Origin of the sequence: Pseudomonas segetis (genome assembly GCF_900188155.1) — a bacterium.
Lineage (GTDB): Bacteria > Pseudomonadota > Gammaproteobacteria > Pseudomonadales > Pseudomonadaceae > Aquipseudomonas > Aquipseudomonas segetis.
In genome coordinates this window covers 565725-586754 of sequence record NZ_FZOG01000002.1, presented here as the reverse complement: position 1 = coordinate 586754, position 21030 = coordinate 565725, and the positions used below count along the sequence as shown (strand labels likewise).

General features: G+C 56.2%; 20 protein-coding genes. 11 read left to right on the top strand and 9 right to left on the bottom strand.

The window, feature by feature from the left end; genetic code table 11:
• Window positions 1-53 precede the first annotated feature (53 nt).
• Together CHB79_RS08585 and CHB79_RS08580 are read left to right on the top strand one after the other, a co-directional pair.
• On the top strand, window positions 54-452 hold the full coding sequence (locus CHB79_RS08585) for a diacylglycerol kinase (RefSeq protein ID WP_089359580.1): 399 nt from the start codon (window positions 54-56) through the stop codon (window positions 450-452).
• 70 nt (window positions 453-522) lie between these two features.
• On the top strand, window positions 523-1416 hold the full coding sequence (locus CHB79_RS08580; RefSeq protein ID WP_089359579.1) for a pseudouridine synthase: 894 nt from the start codon (window positions 523-525) through the stop codon (window positions 1414-1416).
• Between the two features lie 31 nt (window positions 1417-1447).
• Here the strand turns inward: CHB79_RS08580 and CHB79_RS08575 are convergent, their stop codons facing one another.
• The 4 genes from CHB79_RS08575 to CHB79_RS08560 are packed head-to-tail and all read right to left on the bottom strand — an operon-like array spanning window position 1448 to window position 5977.
• Window positions 1448-2029 carry a cob(I)yrinic acid a,c-diamide adenosyltransferase gene (locus CHB79_RS08575; RefSeq protein ID WP_089359578.1) on the bottom strand — a complete coding sequence of 194 codons (582 nt, stop codon included), beginning with the start codon at window positions 2027-2029 and terminating at the stop codon, window positions 1448-1450.
• A gap of 2 nt (window positions 2030-2031) precedes the next feature.
• Window positions 2032-4050: a sensor histidine kinase gene (locus CHB79_RS08570; protein ID WP_089359577.1), complete on the bottom strand. Its 2019-nt coding sequence runs from the start codon at window positions 4048-4050 to the stop codon at window positions 2032-2034.
• Between the two features lie 47 nt (window positions 4051-4097).
• Window positions 4098-5015 carry a putative 2-dehydropantoate 2-reductase gene (locus CHB79_RS08565; protein ID WP_089359576.1) on the bottom strand — a complete coding sequence of 306 codons (918 nt, stop codon included), beginning with the start codon at window positions 5013-5015 and terminating at the stop codon, window positions 4098-4100.
• Window positions 5012-5977 carry a response regulator gene (locus CHB79_RS08560; RefSeq protein WP_010486210.1) on the bottom strand — a complete coding sequence of 322 codons (966 nt, stop codon included), beginning with the start codon at window positions 5975-5977 and terminating at the stop codon, window positions 5012-5014. The genes CHB79_RS08565 and CHB79_RS08560 overlap by 4 nt, the downstream gene beginning before the upstream one ends.
• 144 nt (window positions 5978-6121) lie before the next feature.
• On the opposite strand from CHB79_RS08560, the gene CHB79_RS08555 reads away from it, so the two are divergent.
• Window positions 6122-6601 carry a YajQ family cyclic di-GMP-binding protein gene (locus CHB79_RS08555; protein WP_010486212.1) on the top strand — a complete coding sequence of 160 codons (480 nt, stop codon included), beginning with the start codon at window positions 6122-6124 and terminating at the stop codon, window positions 6599-6601.
• Window positions 6602-6737: 136 nt separating this feature from the next.
• The gene (locus CHB79_RS08550; RefSeq protein WP_089359575.1) at window positions 6738-7571 is read left to right on the top strand and encodes a mechanosensitive ion channel family protein; all 834 of its coding nucleotides are present in this window, start codon (window positions 6738-6740) and stop codon (window positions 7569-7571) included.
• 61 nt (window positions 7572-7632) lie between these two features.
• On the opposite strand, the gene CHB79_RS08545 is transcribed toward CHB79_RS08550, so the two are convergent.
• The 3 genes from CHB79_RS08545 to CHB79_RS08535 all read right to left on the bottom strand — a co-directional run bounded on the left by CHB79_RS08545 (window position 7633) and on the right by CHB79_RS08535 (window position 10574).
• Window positions 7633-8334 carry a lipopolysaccharide kinase InaA family protein gene (locus CHB79_RS08545; RefSeq protein WP_089359574.1) on the bottom strand — a complete coding sequence of 234 codons (702 nt, stop codon included), beginning with the start codon at window positions 8332-8334 and terminating at the stop codon, window positions 7633-7635.
• Between the two features lie 234 nt (window positions 8335-8568).
• Window positions 8569-10137, bottom strand: coding sequence for an AmpG family muropeptide MFS transporter (locus CHB79_RS08540; protein WP_010486216.1), 1569 nt, complete (start codon window positions 10135-10137; stop codon window positions 8569-8571).
• Window positions 10138-10181: 44 nt separating this feature from the next.
• Window positions 10182-10574 (bottom strand): MGMT family protein, encoded by a 393-nt coding sequence (locus CHB79_RS08535; protein WP_010486217.1) that lies wholly within the window; start codon window positions 10572-10574, stop codon window positions 10182-10184.
• Here CHB79_RS08535 and CHB79_RS08530 point away from each other — a divergent pair.
• Both CHB79_RS08530 and CHB79_RS08525 read left to right on the top strand, forming a co-directional pair.
• Entirely contained in the window at window positions 10573-11571 is a 999-nt protein-coding gene (locus CHB79_RS08530; RefSeq protein ID WP_010486219.1) for a DUF481 domain-containing protein, read from the top strand. The two genes, CHB79_RS08535 and CHB79_RS08530, sit on opposite strands and share 2 nt — an antisense overlap.
• 128 nt (window positions 11572-11699) lie before the next feature.
• Window positions 11700-12722: a DUF481 domain-containing protein gene (locus tag CHB79_RS08525; RefSeq protein WP_089359573.1), complete on the top strand. Its 1023-nt coding sequence runs from the start codon at window positions 11700-11702 to the stop codon at window positions 12720-12722.
• A 69-nt stretch (window positions 12723-12791) separates the two neighbouring features.
• On the opposite strand, the gene CHB79_RS08520 is transcribed toward CHB79_RS08525, so the two are convergent.
• The gene (locus CHB79_RS08520; RefSeq protein WP_089359572.1) at window positions 12792-13550 is read right to left on the bottom strand and encodes an SDR family oxidoreductase; all 759 of its coding nucleotides are present in this window, start codon (window positions 13548-13550) and stop codon (window positions 12792-12794) included.
• 237 nt (window positions 13551-13787) lie between these two features.
• On the opposite strand from CHB79_RS08520, the gene CHB79_RS08515 reads away from it, so the two are divergent.
• From CHB79_RS08515 to CHB79_RS08495, 5 genes are all read left to right on the top strand, one after another.
• The gene (locus CHB79_RS08515; protein ID WP_089359571.1) at window positions 13788-14513 is read left to right on the top strand and encodes a HugZ family pyridoxamine 5'-phosphate oxidase; all 726 of its coding nucleotides are present in this window, start codon (window positions 13788-13790) and stop codon (window positions 14511-14513) included.
• 69 nt (window positions 14514-14582) lie between these two features.
• On the top strand, window positions 14583-15038 hold the full coding sequence (locus CHB79_RS08510) for an FxsA family protein (RefSeq protein WP_010486226.1): 456 nt from the start codon (window positions 14583-14585) through the stop codon (window positions 15036-15038).
• 329 nt (window positions 15039-15367) lie between these two features.
• Entirely contained in the window at window positions 15368-15661 is a 294-nt protein-coding gene (locus tag CHB79_RS08505; protein ID WP_010486228.1) for a co-chaperone GroES, read from the top strand.
• A 47-nt stretch (window positions 15662-15708) separates the two neighbouring features.
• A complete protein-coding gene (gene groL / locus CHB79_RS08500; protein WP_089359570.1) occupies window positions 15709-17355 on the top strand; it encodes a chaperonin GroEL in 1647 nt (548 codons plus the stop codon).
• 310 nt (window positions 17356-17665) lie between these two features.
• Entirely contained in the window at window positions 17666-17881 is a 216-nt protein-coding gene (locus tag CHB79_RS08495; protein WP_010486231.1) for a hypothetical protein, read from the top strand.
• Window positions 17882-17961: 80 nt separating this feature from the next.
• Here the strand turns inward: CHB79_RS08495 and CHB79_RS08490 are convergent, their stop codons facing one another.
• On the bottom strand, window positions 17962-21024 hold the full coding sequence (locus CHB79_RS08490) for a multidrug efflux RND transporter permease subunit (protein ID WP_089359569.1): 3063 nt from the start codon (window positions 21022-21024) through the stop codon (window positions 17962-17964).
• Window positions 21025-21030: the final 6 nt, after the last annotated feature.

Genomic DNA, 21030 nt, shown 5'->3' with positions numbered 1-21030 from the left:
ATTGATTTGGCCGGCTTGCCTGGTTCACGCGGCTCAGTTTATAGGTTTGGTTTATGAAGGTTGAATCAGCGACAGCTGACACCCCTGATGCGAGCGGTTTGAAGGGACGCACCGGGATACGTCGTATTCTTCAGGCAGCCGGGTACTCCCAGGCTGGCCTGCTTGCAGCATTCAAGGGCGAAGCTGCATTTCGCCAATTGGTCTTGCTTAACCTGCTGTTGATCCCGATTGCATTGATGCTTGATGTGAGCAAGGTCGAGCGTGCGCTGATGATCGCCGTATGTCTGCTGGCGCTAATCGTCGAGTTGCTTAACTCGGCAATCGAAGCCACTGTCGACCGTATCTCCTTGTCACTGCACCCGCTTTCCAAGCAGGCCAAGGATATGGGCAGTGCCGCGCAGTTTGTGGTGTTGAGCATGATTGCTGTCGTCTGGGCGGTGATTTTGCTCTAGCAGTTGCGGTGCTCGGCGCGACTGCGGCCTAATAGGCTATTGCTTCTGTAGTTCGTCACCGAGAGTCTGAATGCCTGTTCAAGCCCGCTCCCCGTCAAATATGCGTCCGAGCACCGTCCACTTGCCGCAAGGCCAATGGTCAACGGTGCTGGATTGCTTGTGCGCGCACTTTTCGGGCATCGCCCGGGATGTCTGGATCGATCGTTTTCAGCGTGGACGCGTATTGGACGCCGACGGTGCGGCGCTGGGTTTGCAGCATCCCTACAAGGCCGGCTTGCGAGTGCATTACTTTCGAGAAGTACCGGTTGAGCTGCCGATTCCCTTCGAAGAAGTCGTGCTGCACATTGATGAGCATTTGATGGTGGTCGATAAACCGCATTTCCTGCCGGTCATGCCTTCTGGTGGTTATGTCGAACAGACCCTGCAGGCACGGCTGACCAAGGCTTTTGCCAACCCCGATATCGTGCCGCTGCACCGTATCGACCGGCATACGGCAGGGCTGGTGCTGTTTTCGACCAACGTGCAAACCCGTGGTTTGTATCAAGCCCTGTTTCGTGAGCGAAAAATGTTCAAGCGCTATGAAGCGCTCGCCAAGGCATTGCCTGAGTTAACTTTCCCCTTGCTGCGCAGAACTCGCTTTGCTCCTGGCGAGCCGTTCTTTCGCATGCAGGAAATCGAGGGCGTGCCCAACACCGAGACGCGTATCGAAGTTGCCCAGAAGCTGGGGGAGCATTGGCTGTATGCCTTGTATCCCCTGACCGGTAAAAAGCATCAGTTGCGGGTGCACCTCGCTTCCTTGGGTGCGCCAATCTGCAATGACCCTTTCTATCCCGATGTGATTGATACCCCAGATGTACCTGATGACTACAGCAAGCCGCTGAAACTATTGGCGCAAGGCCTGGGCTTCACTGACCCAGTGAGTGGCGAGGAGCGCTGTTTTCAAAGTCAGCTGAGCTTGCTCTAGGCAATAGGCGCGGCAGCGCCAGGCCTGCTACTTACTCAGCCTGTTTGGGCGCGGCCTGCCAGAGCACTTCGCTGACATTTTGATGCCGTGCGATGACTCTTGCCGCGACAAACAGCAGGTCGGACATGCGGTTGATATAAGCCAGGCCGACCTTGCGCACGGGCTCCTCAGCGTTCAACTGCTGGCAACGCCGTTCGGCACTACGGGCCAGGCTCCGACAGATATGGGCTTGGGCGACGAGTTTCGAGCCGCCGGGAAGGATAAAGTTCTCCAGCGGTCCCAGCACCTCATTCCAACGATCAATTGCCTGCTCCAAGCGCTCGATCTCGGCGACCTGAAGGGCTTGGTAGTCGGGCATTGCCAACTCACCACCCAGGTCAAACAAGCGATGCTGGCAGGGTTCGAGAACCGCAATCACATCGCCGAACCCAGGATGCCGGTCTGCCAGCGCCTGTAACTCTGCAATCAACAGGCCGATGTGGCTATTTAGCGTGTCTACTTCGCCCATGGCTTCAACACGGGGGTGGTCTTTAGCCACTCGGCGCCCATCGGCCAGGCCGGTTTCGCCAGTGTCGCCAGTGCGTGTGTAAATTTTCGAGAGTCGAAATCCCATATCTATAAACCTGTAGTCTGAGCTGGCGCTGTCAGGGGCAAGCGCAGGATAAAGCAGGTGCCTTTATGCTTGTTGGCTTGCACCTCCATCTGGCCTTTGTGGTTGTTGGTGATAATGAAGTAGGACACCGATAGACCAAGGCCGGTGCCCTGGCCGACTTCCTTGGTGGTGAAGAAGGGTTCGAATATGCGTTTGCGCACGGATTCAGGCATGCCAACGCCATTGTCTTCAACCTCGATGATTGCCCATGGCGGGCTCAGTCGGGTACGTAAGCTGATCTGTCCAGGCGTACGTTGATCATCGCGCTGGTGGATGGCCTGCGCTGCATTCTTCAGCAGATTGAGCAGAACCTGCTCCAGCTCATTCGCGGTTGCCGGAACCGGGCCGAGCATTGGGTCGAACTCGCGCTCGATAATCAGGCTCTTGAAGTCGAAACGCTCGGTCAGGTCGAAGTCATTGCTGGCGATTTCCAGCGCCTGGTCGATGAGCCCGGGCAGGTTGCACGGGATCAACTGGCGGTTGCTCAGGCGGCTGAAGTTGAGCATGTGGCTGACGATCTTGGCGGCCCGGGTGCCCGCTTGCTGGATTCCTCCGAGCAGTTGGGGAATATCCCTGGCTTGCAAGTAGCGGTCGATGGCTTCCAGTGAAATATCTTCTTGAGTGGCTATCTCGCGGTTTCGCTCAAGCTCGGGAGATAAGCGCCGACGAATGTTTTGCACGTTATGCAAGATGGCGCCGAGCGGGTTGTTGATTTCATGGGCCATGCCGGCCGCCAAACCGCCGACGGAAAGCATTTTTTCGGATTGCACCATGACTTCCTCAAGATTGAGGCGCTGGGTGATGTCGTCAATTCGGATTACCACGCCGCGTCCGCTAACGCCGGTCAGAGGATAGAAGGTGAGGGCAAAGTGGTGCGGCTGGCCATCCCGACTCCAGGTAATGCGCTCGATCTTTTCTACCTGATGCCTGTCGATCGTGCGCTTGAGTTGGTTGAGATAGAGCTTCAGGTGCGGGAAGGCCAGAAATACGGGCTGATTCAGCGCCTCATCCAGGGTGGTACCCGATAGTGCGCTCGCTTCCTGGTTCCATTGGGTGACGTAGAGCTCGTCATCCAGGGCAATGAGCGCGGAGGGCATCGAGTCGATGATGCTGTTGAGGTAGTTCTGGAAGCCGGTAAGCTTCTTTTCTATCTTGCTGCGAAATTGTACTTCCAGCTCAAGCTTGCGGTTCGAGTGGCGGGTTTCTTCAGCCAGCTGCTGGGCCTGGCCAAACGCTGTTTGTGATTCGTCGCGGGCGCGTTTTAGCTGTTGTTCACGGGCCTCGATGCGCATCAGCATGGTGTTGAACGCATCCGCCAGGCTGCCAATTTCGTCTTTATTGCCACGTTTGGCGCGCAGTGAGTAGTTTTCTTCGCGGGTTACCTGGCGGGACAGTTCCTCAAGCTTGCGAATCGGCTTGGTGACCAGGCGCCGGATCTGGCGTGCGACCAGGAACCAGAGCATGGCGCTGATGATCAGGATGACCAGGCTGGCGGTCCAGGTGCCGGTATAGAAGGCTCCCGGAAGCTCGCTGGACGCCACCAGCAGCAGGTGCCCTGGCTGGCCGTTGGGCTGGGGCAGTTCAATCAGCTGGTTGCTGCGAAATTCGGTCACGCGCCAGGAATCAAGCTCGTCCAGGCGCTCGGGCATATCGAGTTTTTCTCCGCGCTGTAACTGCGCGAGGCTGCGCCCGTCACTGCCGTAGATCACCGCGCCGCGTAGCGGAGGGTAGTCATCCAGTCGCTTGAGCAAGGCTTGCGCTTGATCGGCGGAACTCAGGGCCTGCTGACTCAGCGCCGGGCTGGCGATAATCCGGCCAAGGGTGTGCATGGCCTGTGGCGCCATGCTTTGCTGGGAAATCCAGTAAGCGGCGCTGATAAAGGCCAGGTTGGCAACCAGCAACACGGCGATGACGAGCACCAACAGCGCTGCGAGCATTTTCCGGCCAACTGGCAGGTCTTCTAGATGTTGGCGCAGGGACATGGCGGCACAGATCGCAATGGCTAAAGTGCTATGAGGGTAGCGTGGTGCTAGTGGCGGGGCAATCCGTGTGCAGCAAGGTAGTTGCCAAGCCTGCTGTTCAGGGCACTTAACTTCGGCAACTGTAGTTGCTTGCGTTCGGCACCCGCACAAGCGTAGCCAATCAGGTAGGCGACCTCGGTGCGGCGTTTCTGCGCAACGTCCTGGTGCATCGACGAATAGTTTGCCGCCGTAGCGGTGATAACGCGCAGCACCTCTTCATGCAATCCGGCTGCTGTCGATGGAGTCGTGTAGGCATGGAGTAACAGGCTGAGTTCGTTGCACAGGCTGGCCACTTCAGCCTGATGCTCCAGCAGCCCGCCGTTACGGCAGTCATACAACACCGTGAGCGGGTTAATTGCGCAGTTGAGTGCCAGTTTGCGCCACAGGCGACTGGCGATATCCTCTGTCCAGTCATGATTGATCTGGGCGCGCTGTAGATCTTCAAGCCAGCTTGGGCTGCTGGATTGCTGCGGATCGCCAAGCCAGGTATGGCCCTGTCCGGCAAACACCGTGGAAAAATCTGCCTGACGAAATGCGCCTTCAGTGCTCGAAGCCAAGATGCAGCGAGCCTTTGGGATGAGCCTTGCTACTTGGTCCTGGCTGCCCAGGCCGTTTTGCAGCAGGATAACCTCGGCATCGGCGGTGAGCAGGGGGGCTAGCTGGCTGATGGCCGCTGAAGCATCGTAGGCCTTGCAGGCCAGCAGCAATAGTGACACCGGGCCACAGTTGTCGATGCTGGTTGCGGGTACCGGGTAGCAATGGACCTGTCCGTTTTCGGTCAGGGTCAACCCACCGGCTTGCTGGTATTGCGCAAGGCGTTGCGGGCTGCGCAGAATCAACTCTACATCGCAACCGCTGCGATACAGCCGCGCGGCCCACAGGCTGCCCAGCGAGCCAGCGCCGAGCACATGCCAGCGCCTGTTCACACTGCCTCGGGCAAGCGCATCGCTGCAACGCGGCCACTGGCATAGGCTTCGGGCAGAAGACGCTTGGCGCTGTTGATCAGGTCTGCAGGGCTGACCGGCAAATTGCGATTATCCAGGCCGATCAGGCAAACCCCAGCCTTGAGGCTGATAAAGCCTTCGCTGGTTTTGAAGGCCTTGAGGTTGAGGCCCTCATGCAGGCGCTTGAAGCTACTCGGCGAACACTCTTGCAGGTTGGACAGCAGGGTAATCAGGCCAAAGTGATTGTCATCCAGGCGGGTCAGCACATCCAGTGGGCGCACCAGTTGTTGCAGGCGCCTGCCTACACTGTGCAACAGCTCGTTATAGAGTGTTTCCCCGTGCTGGCTGCGCAGCTCGTTGGCTTCTTGCAGGCCAATCAGCAGGTAACCCAAGGCTCCACCGCGTGATTCAACGTTGCGCAGGCCTGTTTCAAGCTTGCGCTCCAGGTAGCGCGAGTTGCCTAGCCCGGTAAGGGAGTCGACCAGGTTGCGCTGCTCAAGGCTGGCGATATTGTCGGTCAGCAGGCGATTCTCGATCAGCAGACGCTGCAGCGTGTTGCAGAGTCGGTCGGCGGCGAACACACGCGGCACCAGTTGCTCATTCATGGCTGATTTGTTGATGAAGTCGTCCACGCCGCTGTCAAAGGCTTCGCTCAGGATGTTGTCGCCTTCCTTGCCCGTGAGCAAGATCACATAGGTGTAGTGGTCCGAGGTTTCATCCAGTTGGCGAATCTGGGAGGTGAGCATCAGGCCATCTGTTTCAGGCATCAGCCAGTCGGCCAGGACCACACTCGCGGGGCGTGCCTCGAGCTGTCTGAGCGCCTCGCTGGCGCTGTTGGCGTAGCGGATATCGATGTATCCGGCCTGGCTCAACGTGCGACCGATGATTGCACTGGAGAACTTGGCATCGTCCACCACCATGATACTGAGGTGTGGGTTGGGCATTTGAAACTCACAAAAGGTGGCGTGAACGGGGACACCGCTGGGCACTCGATGCCGCTGGCGATATATAATGGCTAAGTTTTTTAATCGTCAAGCAATCTGCGGTCCATTCGTGATGTGGGTCGCGCCAAATACAGGAGGAAACCCATGCCTTCGTTCGACGTGGTGTCCGAGCTGGATAAGCACGAAGTGACCAATGCCATCGACAATGCCATGAAAGAGCTGGAGCGTCGTTATGACCTTCGTGGTAAAGGCAGCTTCGAGGCCAAGGATTTAACGGTGACCATGACTGCTGATGCAGACTTCCAGCTTGAGCAAATGGCTGAGATTCTCAAGCTCAGCCTGGTCAAGCGCAAGATTGACGTGCAGTGCCTTGAGTTCAAGGATGCCTACGCGTCCGGCAAGTCCATGAAGCAGGAAGTCATCCTGCGTGAAGGTATTGATAAGGAGTTGGCGAAAAAAATTGTCGCTCACATCAAGGATGCCAAGCTTAAGGTGCAGGCTGCTATTCAAGGCGAGCAAGTGCGCGTAACCGGCAAGAAACGTGATGACTTGCAGGAAGCAATCGCCGTGCTGCGTGCCAAGGAGTTTGGCATGCCGTTGCAATTCAACAATTTTCGCGATTAAGTCCAAGAGGATTGAACCTTGCTGGCGCTTTGCCGTCGCAAAAAGGTGTAGTTGTAATTCAATCGCCATGGCATGCCGTGGCGATTTCGTTTTGCGTATCTGGTTGGGTGCGTAGTCGTTTAAAAGGGAGTGCTCCATGGATATAACTGTCGATCAAATTCTCACGATGTCCGAGGCATGGTTGCCGATTATCGTGAGTTACAGCTTGAAGTTCGGTTTGGCTTTATTGACCCTATGCATCGGCTGGTGGTTGATCAATTCATTGACTCGCCGCGTTTCGAACATGCTCAGCGCGCGCAAGTTTGACCCTGCGCTCAATGGCTTTATTGGCAGCCTGGCCAATATCATCCTGAAAATACTGCTGGTCATCAGCGTTGCGTCAATGATTGGTGTTGAAACCACTTCATTCATCGCCGTGATTGGTGCCGCTGGCCTGGCGATTGGCCTGGCCCTGCAAGGTAGCCTGGCCAACTTTGCCGGTGGTGTTCTCATCATGATGTTCCGCCCGTTTCGCGTCGGTGACTGGATCGAAGGTCAGGGCGTAGGCGGTACGGTTGATACCATTCAGATCTTCCACACCACACTGAAAACGGCCGACAACAAGGTCATCATCGTACCGAACGGCAGCCTGTCGAACGGCAATATCACCAATTACTCGCGTGAGCCCAAGCGGCGTGCAGATATCGCAGTGGGTATCGATTATTCCAGCGATATCAAGAAAGCCCGTGAAGTGCTGCTCAAAATCGCCCAGGACCCTCGGGTACATACTTCGCCAGAGCCTGTGGTGTATGTGACGGGGTTGGGTGAAAGCTCGGTCAACCTGGTGCTGCGCGTTTGGGTTGCGACGGGGGATTACTGGCCAGTGACGTTCGATTTCACTGAAAGAACCAAGGTGGAGTTGACTGAAGCCGGGATTGGCATTCCGTTCCCACAGCGTGTCATGCATATGGTCCAGGCGCCCACAGCCTAAGGCTGCAAGTGTTACGGATACAGCCCCCGCCAGGCCGCCTGGCGGGGTCGTTAAGCTTTGATCAGTCGGGCAGCTCGCTCAACGTGCGACCAAATTCCTGTTCGTAAGCGTCTTTAAGGATTTTCCAGTCGACTGCACTCCAGTTGGAGTGGCGGCGCAACTGTTTCATGTCGTGCAATGCGGCTTGTTTGCTGGTCAGGCGTTGGCGGCATTTTTCCAGATCCAATAGCGCTGCATGGGCCTTGGCCGAAGCGCCTTTTCCTTCGACATAAACAAACACGTGCTTGGCGTAGATGCAGCCATGCTGCCAGCGCGCGCGGTTCAGACGGGCGATGTTTACGCCTACGGTCTGCAGCAACTGGCTATGCAGTTCTTCGCCATATTTCTCGCGTCCGCCGCCAGCGTACCAGTCTTCAATGGTCTGATAGCCTTCCAGTGCAGCCGTAACCAACAGGCCGCGCTCACCGCTGGTGGCGCAGTAGACTATCTTTGGTACATTGACCCCAGCCTGGCTTGCGCCAGTAAGCGCGTCACGTTCGCGCAGAACCGTCAGCCGGCCAAATGGGTGCAGCCAACTGCGGTGTATATGCCCGGTCTGGCGCTTGGCATAGAGCAGGTTGCCATTGTCGTCATGAATACGCTGGACACCGCTTTCGCCGCCGCGCCTGACATTGGGTTCTTCAACCCATTCACCTTGTTTTGCCCACCAGGCTTCAAACATATTGTCTTCGGCGCTGGAGGCTGAATGTTGCACTGAATGCATATGTGCTCCGTAGCGAAAACCAGTCACTTTTGCCATGCAGCAAAATCAGCATTGCTGCGGCTTCGTCAAGTAAGGTGCTGGTTTCATTATTATTAGGGCTTGGTAGCCCTGGTAAAAATTTCAAGCAAGCCCCCAACGATACCACCACTTTTAGGTGATATCGCCGTAGTTAACCCTTAATTTGTTACTAAAGTGCGTTTGCTGTTGTCGGCAGACGCGGCTTTGGGGTGGGCGTCAGGCTTGCTTGGTCGAACCAGGCGCCTGGGGCGTTTGGGCAGGTGCGTGCGAGTCGCCATGGGGTTGTGAGCCATCACGGCGCCATTGGATGAGGATCAGAAATAGCGTTGGCACACCCATTAACGAGGTAATCAGGAAGAAGTGCGGGTAGCCAAATTTTTCGACCATAACCCCGGAGTAGCCACCGATCAGTCGCGGCAAGAGCAGCATGATGGAGCTGAGCAAGGCATATTGGGTCGCCGAGAACTTGAGGTTGGTCAGGCTGGATAAATAGGCAACGAATGCCGCCGTGGCGAGCCCGGCACTGAAGTTATCGGCTGATATGGTAATGATCAGCATGTTCAGGTTCGCGCCCATGCCTGCAAGCATGAGAAACAGCAGGTTGGTGGCTGCCGAGGCGGCTCCGCCGATAAACAGGATAGGTAGAATCCCGAAGCGTACGATCAGCAACCCGCCAAAGCCGGCGCCCAGCAGGGTCATGACCAAGCCGAACAATTTGCTGACACCGGCGATCTGGTCCTTGGTGAAGCCCTGGTCGATATAGAACACGTTAGCCATCACGCCCATCACGGTGTCGGACATGCGATAGGTGGCAATCAGGCCAAGCAAGACAAAGGCCTGCCAGCGGTAGCGCATGGCAAAGTCGTTGATTGGGGTCAGTACCGGCGCCAGGCTGCGACGGCCCATGGTCGACAGGCACAGGGTGGTGAGGATGGTATAGAGCAGGGCCCGTAGAAATGCCCGGTCGGTGAGCAGCAAGTCAAGCATGCTCATCTGGCCCGATATAACGCTGGCGAAGTCGGTGTTATAGAGCTGGGTGAACATTGCCGGTACTGAAACAAGCAGCACAATCAGCACCAGTACCGAGGCAATCTGATGGCTAAAACCATAACGTGCGGCAGCCATCTGTGTGCGGATCGGCACATCAGGTTCGCGCATCCACAGGCTGGTAATAAGCGCAGGCACCATCAGCAGGGCAAACACGAGGTAAGTGCTCGACCAGGCGCTGAACTGGTAAAGCTGTGTGGTTGAGCCGAAGCCTTCTGCAAAATACAGGGCGCCAGCAGTTGCCAGCAGTGATGCCACGCGGTAGCCAGCCATGTAACTGGCGGCCAGGGCAGCCTGGCGGCTGTCGTCGACGATCTCCAGGCGGTAGGCGTCGACTGCAATATCCTGGGTGGCTGAGGCGAACGCGACCAGTACCGCCAGCGCAATCAACCAGGTCAGGCGGGTTTGCGGGTCGCACATGGCCATGCCGGCCATGCCGACCACGATCAACAACTGTGAGAGCACCAGCCACGAGCGGCGACGCCCAAGTCTTCCAAGCAGCGGAAGGCTCCACTGGTCGAGCAAAGGGGACCAGACCCATTTGAAGGCGTACGCCAAGCCTATCAGGCTGGCAAAACCGATGGTTTCACGAGCGACACCAGCTTCACGCAGCCATACCGAGAGCGTGGAAAATACCAGCATGTAGGGCATGCCGGCAGCGAAGCCAAGCAGCAGCAGTACCAGGGTCGAGGGGCTAGAGTAGGCGGCGAGTGCTTCGCGCCAGCTTTTTTGAGGCATTGGGCAGGTTTCAGCCTAGAGAAATACATAACAAAGGGCGCACTCTAACCGCTGTGCTCCATTGGACGCCAGCCGTGCCGTCGGATATCCACCTTTTCTCCTCGAATTGTTATGCCTTCTGCACGCAATCTGGCACGTTGCTCCGCTCCACTATGGCTGCCTGCACTCAAGCTCAGTCTGCCCCCGGCTGCCACCACGCGATGCCAGGGCAAGGTGCTGCCGTCGGGCAGTTTGCTCAGGGTGCTGCCAACCCAGCGCGCGGCCCGCCCCAAGCCGGCGAGCTCGGCCAACTGGCCATAGCTGACCACGCAGCCCTCGGGAATTTGCGCCAAGACGGTATACAGCGCCGTTCGCCGCTCTTGTTGGCTTGCCTTGGATGATGGCAAGGCGGCATCCTTGGCTGATTTAACCTGTCCAATGTCTGGGTGATCAATCATGTGGCTGCGTACCTGTTTGCTCTTAATCTCATTGGGGGTTGCTACGCCGCTTATGGCCGATACGGTCTGGCTGAATAATGGTGACCGCATCAGCGGCAAAATTATTCTGCTCGAGGGCGGGAAATTGTCGTTAAAGACCAAGTATGCAGGCCAAGTATTAATCAACTGGTCTGATATCGAAACACTAAGCGCCGAGCAGCCACTGTTAATCCGACGCCATGGCCTGGACAGCAAGCACAGCGAACGCCTTGCCGCAGCTGGCAAGGGGATGGTGCGCATCACTGATGGCACCACTGAAACCGTGCCGCTGGCCAGTGTCACGCGCTTGGTTCCGCCCCGTGAGTTCCTCGAAGACTTTACCTGGGAAGGTAATCTGGACGCCAAGCTCGACCTGCAGCGCAAGGACGATAATTCCGATGAGTTCAAACTCAAGGGCGATACCCGGATCGAGCAAGGTCGCTGGCGGCAGGTCATGAATGGCGAGTTTCAGCGCGAGACGAAAAATGGCCGGGTAACCGATGACAACTGGGATCTTGAATACGACATCGACCGTTTTCTGACCGAGCATTGGTTTTGGCGTATTGGTGGTGAACAGCAGGTCGACCACATTGAGTTTGTCGAAAAGCAGCAAATCATTGGCACCGGTCCAGGCTACCGGTTCTGGGATGATTCCCTGGGGCGCTTTGATTTGATTGGGCAGGTCAATCGCATCAAGTTCGATTATCCGGGTGGCGACTTGAGCTTTCGCACCTACTCAGTGGTTTGGGATTACAAACGCCTGTTGTGGGGGACCCGGCTGGAGTTCTACACCAACGCAGAAATCCATTTCCCTGAAATCAGTGAAATTGACTATGTATCGGAAGGCGAGGTGGGTCTGCGCTATCGCCTCAATGACTGGGCACGGTTGTCGATTTTGTATGAGCTTGACCGAATTGAAGCGCAGGCGGGTGATAACAGTGACGAGAGTTTTCTCATAGGCGTGGGCGTGGGTTGGTAGGCAATACCCGAGTCATTTGATCGGAAAATCCTGAACTTGGCTGTAAAAGCCCGGTCAGTGCTTGTTCAGGTGTCGTGGATGTAGATAATGCGCGACTTTTCTAGAATCCGAGCAGTCATAGTCCAACTATGTTTTCACAAAGCGTTTTTCGTACCTTATTGAGCCTCAGCTTGTCATTGGTCGCATCCCCACTTTTGGCCGATACCGTCTGGCTAAAAAACGGTGATCGCCTAACCGGGACAATCAAATTCTTTGACGGCAACAAACTACTCCTGCAAACCGATTATGGCGGAGCTATTCCGTTGGCCTGGAGCAAGGTCAAGACGCTGGAAAGCGATCGTGAGCTGCTGGTCAAGGAAGACGACACCACTGGCGAACGCGCAAAGTCATTGCGTGCTGGCGAGGAGGGGCAAGTAGTGCTGGTCAATGGTGAGGCACCTCGCACCGTTGAGTTGGCGAGCATCAGTCAGATAATGAAACCCAAGCCGGTTGTCGAAGACTTGACGTGGCGGGGTAATATCGATGCAGCCTTCGATTTCAAGCGCTCAGAGAGCGACACCGACGATTACGACCTGGACCTGAAAACCCAGGCCCGCCACGGTCGCTGGCGACACAATGCGACTGCCGGCTATAACCGGGAACTGTCGGATCATGTAGTGACAACCGACAACTGGGATGCCGAGTATGCACTCGACCGCTTCCTTGATGAGCACTGGTTCTGGCAGGGGCGACTTGAGTACAAGCGTGACAAGGTCGAAGACCTGGAGCGTCAGCGCACCGTCGGTACCGGTCCCGGTTACCAGTTCTGGGATGACGAGTTGGGCGCGTTCTCGGTTGCCGGCTTGGTCAACCGTACCGATTACGAGTATGCCAACGGCGACGAGTCTAATTTCTACGCCATCAGCGGCAAGTGGGACTACAACCGTTATTTACTGGGTAAAGCGGTCGAGTTCTTTACTACGGGCGAGGTCGGCAAACCGCTTGATAACGTAGCGGAATACACCTTCGATGCCGAAGTGGGGCTGCGCTACAAGGTGACTGACTGGGCCTCGCTCAATATGAAGGCCGAGAAGGACCTGGTCAGTGGTGGCGACTCCGAGAGCGAACTGGATGAAACCCGTTACAGCCTGGGGTTTGGCGTCGGCTGGTAATTATCCTCGATGCAAGTAAAAAGCCCCGCATGCGGGGCTTTTCCATAACGCCAGTGGGCTTGCTTGCGATCAGAGGCGCAGGCCGCCATCAAGCTCGAGAATTCGACCTGTGTAGTAATCGTTTTCGAGAATGTAGGCCACTGAGTGGGCGATTTCATCCGGCTTGCCCAGGCGGCGTAGCGGAATGCCCGAGGTCATCTTCTCCAGTGCTTCAGGCTTCATGCTGGCAACCATCTCGGTTTCAATAAAGCCAGGCGCAACGCCCGCCACACGAATGCCGTAGCGCGCCAGTTCTTTGGCCCAGACCACGGTGTCAGCAGCCACACCAGCCTTGGCGGCCGAGTAGTTGGCCTGGCCCATGTTGCCTGCGCGTGAAATCGACGAGATGTTGATGATCGCGCCTTGATTCTTGAACTCGATCATCTTGGCTGCAACTTCACGGGTGCAGAGGAACACGCCCGTGAGGTTGACGTCGATAACGGCTTGCCACTGCGCCAGGCTCATTTTGCTCATCTCGCCGTCTTTGACTTTGACGGTCAGGCCGTCGCGCAGGATTCCGGCGTTGTTAACCAAACCATTGATGGCGCCAAAGTCTTCAGCCACCTGGCTGACCATGTGCGTGACCTGTTCTTCATTAGCGACGTTGCACAGGTACGAGCGAGCCTCTGTGCCCAGTGCCTTGCATGCCGCGACGGCCTCATCGAGGCGTTCTTGGTTGAGGTCGACCAATGCCAGTTTGGCGCCCTTGCTTGCCAGGTATTCACCCATGGCGCGTCCCAGGCCCTGGCAGCCGCCGGTGATGATGATGACTTTGTCTTGCAGTTGCATGGATTACCCTCTTGAAAAGTGTTCTGTAGACCCCTGCTGGCGTCGCTTGTTAGCTTTAGACACAGGCGACTGGAGTGTTCGACCTATGAAATCTACTGAATAACCTGGGCGGCAGCGCGTAAACTGTCCGATTCAGCGGATATCTAGCACTGGTTGAAACAGGCTGGCTCGCGCCTAAGGGCGAGTGGCTGCTTGGTCAGTGCTGTTTTTGACGAATTATCAGCAGGGAGTCATTTAATGAGCGTGAGCGCGGCTAAGCATGCCCGAGAATTGCTGCTCAAGGAATACCGGGGCGTAATCTCGACGCATTCCAAGAGCATGCCTGGTTTTCCTTTCGGCTCCGTGGTGCCTTATTGCCTGGATGCGCAGGGTTATCCCCTGATCCTGATCAGCCGGATTGCCCAGCACACCCACAATCTGCAGCGTGATCCAAAATGTTCGCTACTGGTTGGCGAGCGCGAGGCTGACGATGTTCAGGCCGCCGGGCGACTGACGCTCTTGGCCGAGGCCCGCAAGTTGGAAGATCCACGGTCAATTGAGGTCGCTGCTGCGCGCTATTATCGCTATTTCCCCGATTCTGCGGATTATCATCGTGCCCATGACTTTGACTTTTGGCGCCTTGAGCCGCTAAGGAGCCGCTACATTGGCGGTTTTGGTGCGATCCACTGGATTGACCAAGTGACCCTAGACAACGCCTTTGCCGGGGAAGCAGAGCAGGGCATGCTCGAGCATATGAATGCCGATCACAGCAAAGCCATTGCGCACTATGTCGAACTCGCGGGTTTGCCGACCAGCACCCCGGCCCAGTTGGTGGGGATTGATAGCGAGGGTTTTCACCTGCGTATCGGCAAAAGTATCTATTGGTTGGCCTTTCCAACAATTTGTAACACTGCTGGAGCGGTGCGCCAGGCCTTGGTGGCACTGGCTCATGCCGATGAATGGCCGGGAAAAAATCCTGCTTAAGCTTGAATTAAGTGCGCCAACCCATACTTCATCCCTACAGGAAGCTGTTCTTCCGTTAAGGAAACTCCGATGCGTGCTTTTTTGTTTCTATTTCTTTTATTCCCGCTCATAGAGCTGGCCGTATTGATCAAGGTGGGTGGCGCCATTGGTGCGATACCGACCATTTTGCTGGTAGTCGGCTCTGCCGTACTGGGTAGCATTCTTCTTCGTGTCGCCGGGATTGCCACGGCATTTCGCGCCCGCGAACGACTGGCCCGTGGTGAGCTGCCGGAGCAGGAAGTCCTTGAAGGCTTGATGATTGCCGTCGGTGGTGGCTTGCTGCTGCTGCCAGGTTTTATCAGCGATATTTTTGGCCTGCTTTGCTTGGTTCCGTTCACGCGCCGCATCTTCGTTGGAAAAATCCGCGCTCGGGCAGCTGAACAAGCCGCGCGCCAGCGTGCATTTGCTGATGACCTGGCTGCGGCACAACGTCCAGGTGGCTCGCGTCCCAATGTGCTTGAAGGCGAATATGAGCGTCGCGACTAATCCAGTGCCAGCGTCGTCTGTATGAAAACCGGCCCGCGCTCAGCGCGGGCTTTTACTTGCTGGTATCAGTTGTCGATCCAGGCTATTCAAGGCGACAGCAGGCGCCCGCCGAGGCCTGTAAGTGCCGGGTTTATTGTAAAAAAAATTACTTGGCGCCCTTGAAATCCTCTTTTACGCCCACATGTACCAGACACCGCAAGGTTTTCTGTCATTACAGACAGAACAGACTTCAGCGTTGCGCATCGCGCAGCGCTACCGGCAACGCCGGACTTTGCTAACCGTCGGTGACGACACCGGCTGATAAAACAATCTATTGGGAGAGATCGACAATGAAGCTTCGTCCTCTGCATGACCGCGTAGTGATTCGCCGCAGCGAAGAAGAAACCAAAACCGCTGGCGGTATCGTGCTGCCAGGTTCCGCTGCAGAAAAGCCTAATCAAGGCGAGATCGTTGCCGTAGGCACTGGTCGCGTACTGGACAACGGCGAAGTTCGTGCACTGGCCGTCAAGGTTGGTGACAAGGTTGTGTTCGGCCCTTACTCCGGTAGCAACACCGTCAAAGTTGATGGCGAAGACCTGTTGGTAATGGGTGAAAGCGAAATCCTGGCTGTTGTTGAAGCCTGATTTCCACGAATCTCCGTTTAACCGTCAAGAATTGAGGAAGCATTTCCATGGCTGCTAAAGAAGTTAAGTTCGGCGACTCCGCTCGTAAAAAAATGCTCGCCGGTGTAAACGTCCTGGCTGACGCTGTTAAAGCAACACTGGGCCCTAAAGGCCGTAACGTGGTTCTGGAAAAGAGCTTTGGCGCTCCAACCATCACCAAGGACGGCGTGTCCGTTGCCAAAGAAATCGAGCTTAAAGATCGCTTCGAAAACATGGGCGCTCAGCTGGTTAAAGACGTAGCCTCCAAAGCGAACGACGCTGCAGGCGACGGTACAACCACTGCAACTGTACTGGCTCAAGCCATCGTCAACGAAGGCCTCAAGGCTGTCGCTGCTGGCATGAACCCAATGGACCTCAAGCGCGGCATCGACAAGGCGACCATCGCCATTGTCAAAGAGCTGAAGAGCCTGTCCAAGCCTTGCGCTGACACCAAAGCCATTGCCCAGGTTGGTACTATTTCGGCCAACTCCGACAACTCCATCGGCGACATCATTGCCGAAGCCATGGAAAAAGTCGGTAAAGAAGGCGTGATCACTGTTGAAGAAGGCTCGGGCCTGGAAAACGAACTGTCTGTTGTAGAAGGCATGCAGTTCGACCGTGGCTACCTGTCGCCATACTTCATCAACAAGCCAGACACCATGGTAGCTGAGCTTGAAACCCCACTGATCCTGCTGGTCGACAAGAAGATCTCCAACATCCGCGAAATGCTGCCGGTGCTGGAAGCTGTTGCCAAGGCAGGTCGTCCGCTGCTGATCGTTGCCGAAGACGTTGAAGGCGAAGCCCTGGCGACTCTGGTTGTGAACAACATGCGCGGTATCGTGAAGGTTGCAGCTGTCAAGGCACCAGGCTTCGGTGACCGTCGTAAAGCCATGCTGCAGGACATCGCGATCCTGACTGGCGGTACTGTGATCTCCGAAGAAGTGGGCCTGAGCCTTGAAGGCACTACCCTTGAGCACCTGGGTAACGCCAAGCGCGTAATCCTGAGCAAAGAAAACACCACCATCATCGACGGTGCTGGCCAGCAGGTTGATATCGAAGCCCGCGTTGCTCAGATCCGCAAGCAGGTTGAAGACACTTCTTCGGACTACGACAAAGAGAAGTTGCAAGAGCGTCTGGCCAAACTGGCTGGCGGTGTTGCGGTAATCAAGGTCGGCGCTGGTACCGAAGTTGAAATGAAAGAGAAGAAGGCCCGCGTTGAAGACGCCCTGCACGCTACCCGTGCTGCGGTTGAAGAAGGCGTGGTTCCTGGCGGTGGCGTGGCACTGGTTCGCGCTCTGCAGGCTATCGTTGACCTCAAAGGCGACAACGATGACCAGAACGTTGGTATCGCTCTGCTGCGTCGCGCGGTTGAAGCGCCACTGCGTCAGATCGTTGCCAACGCCGGTGACGAGCCAAGCGTTGTAGTCGACAAGGTCAAGCAAGGCGAAGGTAACTACGGTTACAACGCTGCGACTGGCGTGTACGGCGACATGATCGAAATGGGTATCCTCGATCCAGCCAAGGTGACTCGTTCGGCGCTGCAAGCGGCTTCCTCTATCGGCAGCCTGATGATCACTACCGAAGCGATGATCGCTGAAGTAGCTGACGACAAAGCCCCTGCAATGCCTGATATGGGCGGCATGGGTGGTATGGGTGGCATGGGCGGCATGATGTAATCCAGCTCCCTACCGAAAACCCCGCGCTTGTCGCGGGGTTTTTTTTGCCTGAAATTCCTTAACCATTGATCGATAAACTGAGGAAATGCTTTCCTTGGATTCGAAATTGACAGGTTTTTCACAAGCTAAAGGTGAATATCAACCAGGTGATGGAACCAATCACGGGCGACAAGGTTCGAACCCTGGCTTGAGTCAGCATCTGGCTGCTGCAATCTTGCGCCGACCGCTTGTCGCATAAGCTGACAAGATTTCGCTAGCTGTTCTAGGGTAAGAAAACAGCGTTTGGCAGCGCTATCAAGAGGTTGCAGTAATGAAGTTAGAATTTGCTCGAGGTTTGTTCCTGGCCGGTGCCTTGGGGGTCACGTCCGTGGCATTTGCCGCCTGGAATGAAAGCAGCCCGCAAGTCATTACCGGCTTCAGCCAGGGCTATTGCCCATTGCCGGCCAGCCAGCGGGCGGACACGCCGGAAAAGCCTGACGGCGACTTGCTGCTATTTATGTTTGGCATGTCACAAGGCATGCGCTAGACCGGCTTGATACCAGGTCCGTGGCAAACAAAAAGCCCTGCGAATGCAGGGCTTTTGCGGGCTTGGGCCTAAGGTTTGGCTCAGGTTGTGACTGGCGCTTGCTCACCAGTGGTATCAGCTTTCGTGTCAGGGTGAGCAATGAGCGTATATACGCAAGGCAGCACGAACAGGGTGAACAGGGTGCCTACGGTCATGCCCGTGGCAATCACCAGGCCGATATCAAACCGGCTCACGGCGCCTGCACCTGTTGCCAGAATCAGTGGCACCATGCCGAAGACCATGGCAGCGGTGGTCATCAACACTGGCCGTAGGCGAATCGAGGCCGCCTCTTCAATGGCCTGGCGGCGCGACATGCCTTTTTCGCGGCGCAACTGGTTGGCAAACTCTACGATCAAGATGCCGTGCTTGGTGATCAATCCGATCAAGGTCACCAAACCCACCTGGGTGTAGATGTTCATACTCGATAGCCCGAGAAACAACGGTACTAATGCGCCACAGATCGACAGCGGAACCGTGACCATGATCACCAGCGGGTCGCGGAAACTCTCGAATTGTGCCGCCAGTACCAGGAAGATCAGCGCCAGGGCGATGCCGAAGGTTGCATAGAGCGCAGTGCCTTCCTGAATGTACTGTCGTGCAGAGCCGGCATAGTCGAATGAGTAGCCTGCCGGGGCTTCTTCCTCGGCGATCTGGCGCACCGTGTCGATGGCCTCGCCCATGCTGACAATCGGAAAGCCCTGGATGATGGCCGAGTTGAGCTGCTGGAACTGGTTGAGCTGGGTTGGTCGTGCGCGATCACTGACTTTGATCAGCGTGGACAAGGGTAACAGCTCGCCACTTTCACTTTTGACGTAGTAACTGCTCAGCCAGTTGGCGTTATCGCGGTAAGCCCGCTCGACTTGTGCAATAACCTTGTAGCTGCGACCCTCGATGGTAAAGCGGTTGATCTCGCCTTCGCCGAGCAGGCTGGAAAGGGCAGTGCCGATGTCCTCCATCGATACGCCCATCTGCGCGGCTTTTTCGCGGTCGATATCGACCACAACTTCTGGCTTGTCGAAGGCCAGGTCAACATCGAGAAAGGCAAATTTGCCGGATTCCTCTGCACGCTTTTTGATCTTGTCGGTCACCGCCAGCAGCGACTCGTAATCATTTGGCGTGTTGACTACGAACTGGAAGGGCAAGCCATCGCCTGTGCCTGGCAAGGAAGGCAGGTTGAAGGCGAATACCTGCAAGCCCGGGATCTGGTCGAGCTTGGCCTGTACTTCGGGCAGCAACTCCATTTGAGTGCGTGAGCGTTGGTCCCAGGGCGTCAACTGGAAGCCGCCAATACCCGACTGCACACCATTGAAACCGTTGATCTGGAACCAGGAGTTGTACTCCGGAATGTCCTTGAAGATCGGCAGGAACTGATCGGTGTATTTGTTCAGGTAATCAAGGTTGGTCGGTTGTGGAGCATTGGAAAACATGAAGATGATGCTTTGATCCTCTTCGGGCGCCAGTTCGTTTTTGGTGAACTTGAGCAGCACCGGAATCAGGCACATGACGATGATCGCAAAGACCAGTACTACAGCGCGGGTCTCGAGGGTGCTGTGCAAGCTGCGCTGGTAACGGTTCTTCAGGGCATCGAAGATCCTGTCCAGCTTGTGGGTCAGGCCGCTGGGCTTTTCTTCGTGACGCAGCAGTTTAGAGCACATCATCGGCGACAGCGTCAGGGCGACGATGCCGGAGATGATCACCGCGCCTGCCAGGGTCAGGGCAAACTCTTTAAATAGCGCTCCCGTGAGGCCTGTGAGGAAGCCGATAGGGGCATAGACCGCAGCCAGGGTGATGGTCATTGAGACCACTGGCACGGCAATTTCGCGCGCGCCTTCAATCGCTGCATCAAACGGGGTTTTACCTTCCTCGATATGCCTGTGGATGTTTTCCACCACGACAATCGCATCGTCGACCACCAGGCCAATCGCGAGCACCATCGCCAGTAGCGTCAGCAGGTTGATCGAGTAGCCCATGATCTGCATGAAAAACAACACGCCAATCATCGACAGCGGGATGGTGATCACCGGAATCAACACCGAACGCAGCGCGCCGAGGAACAGGAATACCACGATGATGACGATCAGGATGGCTTCGCCAAGGGTCTTTACCACTTCGTCAATCGACGCCTGGATAAACAGCGTGGCGTCGTAGGCGATCGAGACCTTGAGGTTGGGGGGCAACTGCGCCTCAAGCGACGGCATGATCTTGCGCACTTCCTTGATCACGTCCAGCGGGTTAGCGCTTGGCGTGCCTTTGATGCCGATGTAGACCGAGGGAATGCCATCGAATGAGCTGATTGAGTCGTAGTTTTCAGCGCCCATCTCGACACGTGCAACATCACCGATCAGGACCCGGCTATCGCCAACGGTTTTCAGGGGGATTTTAGAAAAGCCTTCAACCGTTTTCAGGTCGGTCTCGGCATTAATGCTGGTGACCACGTACTCGCCTTTGACCTCGCCAGCGGCGGACAGGAAGTTGTACTTGCGCACTGCGCTGTTCACATCACCGGCGGTGATGCCATAAGCCGCCATTTTTACCGGGTCGAGCCACAAGCGCATGGCAAACACCTGGTTGCCAAGGATTTCGGCTTCGGCCATGCCCGGCAGCGTCGCCAGTTTCGGCTGGATGACGCGTGACAGGTAATCGGTGATTTGCGGGTTGGTCAGTTCATCACTGTAGAAACTCACGTACATCAGCGCCGAGGCGTCAGCCGCCTCCTTCGACAGCACCGGGTCCTCGGCTTCTTGTGGCAACTGGTTCTTGACCTCGTTGGCCTTGGCCAGCAGTTCGGTAAACAGGCGGTCGCTGTCAGACCCAATACGCGCGTAAATCGAAATTACCGAGAAGTTCTGGCGACTCACCGAGGTCATGTAGTCAATACCCTCGGCGCTGGCCAGGCTCTGCTGCAAGGGCTGGGTAATGTAGCCCTGGATCGTCTCGGCATTCGCCCCGGGGTAGGAGGTGGTGACTGTGATCAGCGCGTTTTCGAGTTGCGGGTATTCACGGATAGTCAGTTTATTGAACGCCTGCAAACCAAGCAGGATGATCAACAAACTGACCACGGTCGCCAACACTGGGCGCCGGATAAAGGGGTCAGTAAAAGCCATGTCTAT

What these genes read in the sequence shown, in the direction of transcription:
- CHB79_RS08585 (WP_089359580.1), top strand. Translation starts at nt 54, where the DNA reads ATGAAGGTTGAATCAGCGACAGCTGACACCCCTGATGCGAGCGGTTTG.
- CHB79_RS08580 (WP_089359579.1), top strand. Translation starts at nt 523, where the DNA reads ATGCCTGTTCAAGCCCGCTCCCCGTCAAATATGCGTCCGAGCACCGTC.
- CHB79_RS08575 (WP_089359578.1), bottom strand. Translation starts at nt 2,029, where the DNA reads ATGGGATTTCGACTCTCGAAAATTTACACACGCACTGGCGACACTGGC.
- CHB79_RS08570 (WP_089359577.1), bottom strand. Translation starts at nt 4,050, where the DNA reads ATGTCCCTGCGCCAACATCTAGAAGACCTGCCAGTTGGCCGGAAAATG.
- CHB79_RS08560 (WP_010486210.1), bottom strand. Translation starts at nt 5,977, where the DNA reads ATGCCCAACCCACACCTCAGTATCATGGTGGTGGACGATGCCAAGTTC.
- CHB79_RS08555 (WP_010486212.1), top strand. Translation starts at nt 6,122, where the DNA reads ATGCCTTCGTTCGACGTGGTGTCCGAGCTGGATAAGCACGAAGTGACC.
- CHB79_RS08550 (WP_089359575.1), top strand. Translation starts at nt 6,738, where the DNA reads ATGGATATAACTGTCGATCAAATTCTCACGATGTCCGAGGCATGGTTG.
- CHB79_RS08545 (WP_089359574.1), bottom strand. Translation starts at nt 8,334, where the DNA reads ATGCATTCAGTGCAACATTCAGCCTCCAGCGCCGAAGACAATATGTTT.
- CHB79_RS08540 (WP_010486216.1), bottom strand. Translation starts at nt 10,137, where the DNA reads ATGCCTCAAAAAAGCTGGCGCGAAGCACTCGCCGCCTACTCTAGCCCC.
- CHB79_RS08530 (WP_010486219.1), top strand. Translation starts at nt 10,573, where the DNA reads ATGTGGCTGCGTACCTGTTTGCTCTTAATCTCATTGGGGGTTGCTACG.
- CHB79_RS08535 (WP_010486217.1), bottom strand. Translation starts at nt 10,574, where the DNA reads ATGATTGATCACCCAGACATTGGACAGGTTAAATCAGCCAAGGATGCC.
- CHB79_RS08525 (WP_089359573.1), top strand. Translation starts at nt 11,700, where the DNA reads ATGTTTTCACAAAGCGTTTTTCGTACCTTATTGAGCCTCAGCTTGTCA.
- CHB79_RS08520 (WP_089359572.1), bottom strand. Translation starts at nt 13,550, where the DNA reads ATGCAACTGCAAGACAAAGTCATCATCATCACCGGCGGCTGCCAGGGC.
- CHB79_RS08515 (WP_089359571.1), top strand. Translation starts at nt 13,788, where the DNA reads ATGAGCGTGAGCGCGGCTAAGCATGCCCGAGAATTGCTGCTCAAGGAA.
- CHB79_RS08510 (WP_010486226.1), top strand. Translation starts at nt 14,583, where the DNA reads ATGCGTGCTTTTTTGTTTCTATTTCTTTTATTCCCGCTCATAGAGCTG.
- CHB79_RS08505 (WP_010486228.1), top strand. Translation starts at nt 15,368, where the DNA reads ATGAAGCTTCGTCCTCTGCATGACCGCGTAGTGATTCGCCGCAGCGAA.
- groL (WP_089359570.1), top strand. Translation starts at nt 15,709, where the DNA reads ATGGCTGCTAAAGAAGTTAAGTTCGGCGACTCCGCTCGTAAAAAAATG.
- CHB79_RS08495 (WP_010486231.1), top strand. Translation starts at nt 17,666, where the DNA reads ATGAAGTTAGAATTTGCTCGAGGTTTGTTCCTGGCCGGTGCCTTGGGG.
- CHB79_RS08490 (WP_089359569.1), bottom strand. Translation starts at nt 21,024, where the DNA reads ATGGCTTTTACTGACCCCTTTATCCGGCGCCCAGTGTTGGCGACCGTG.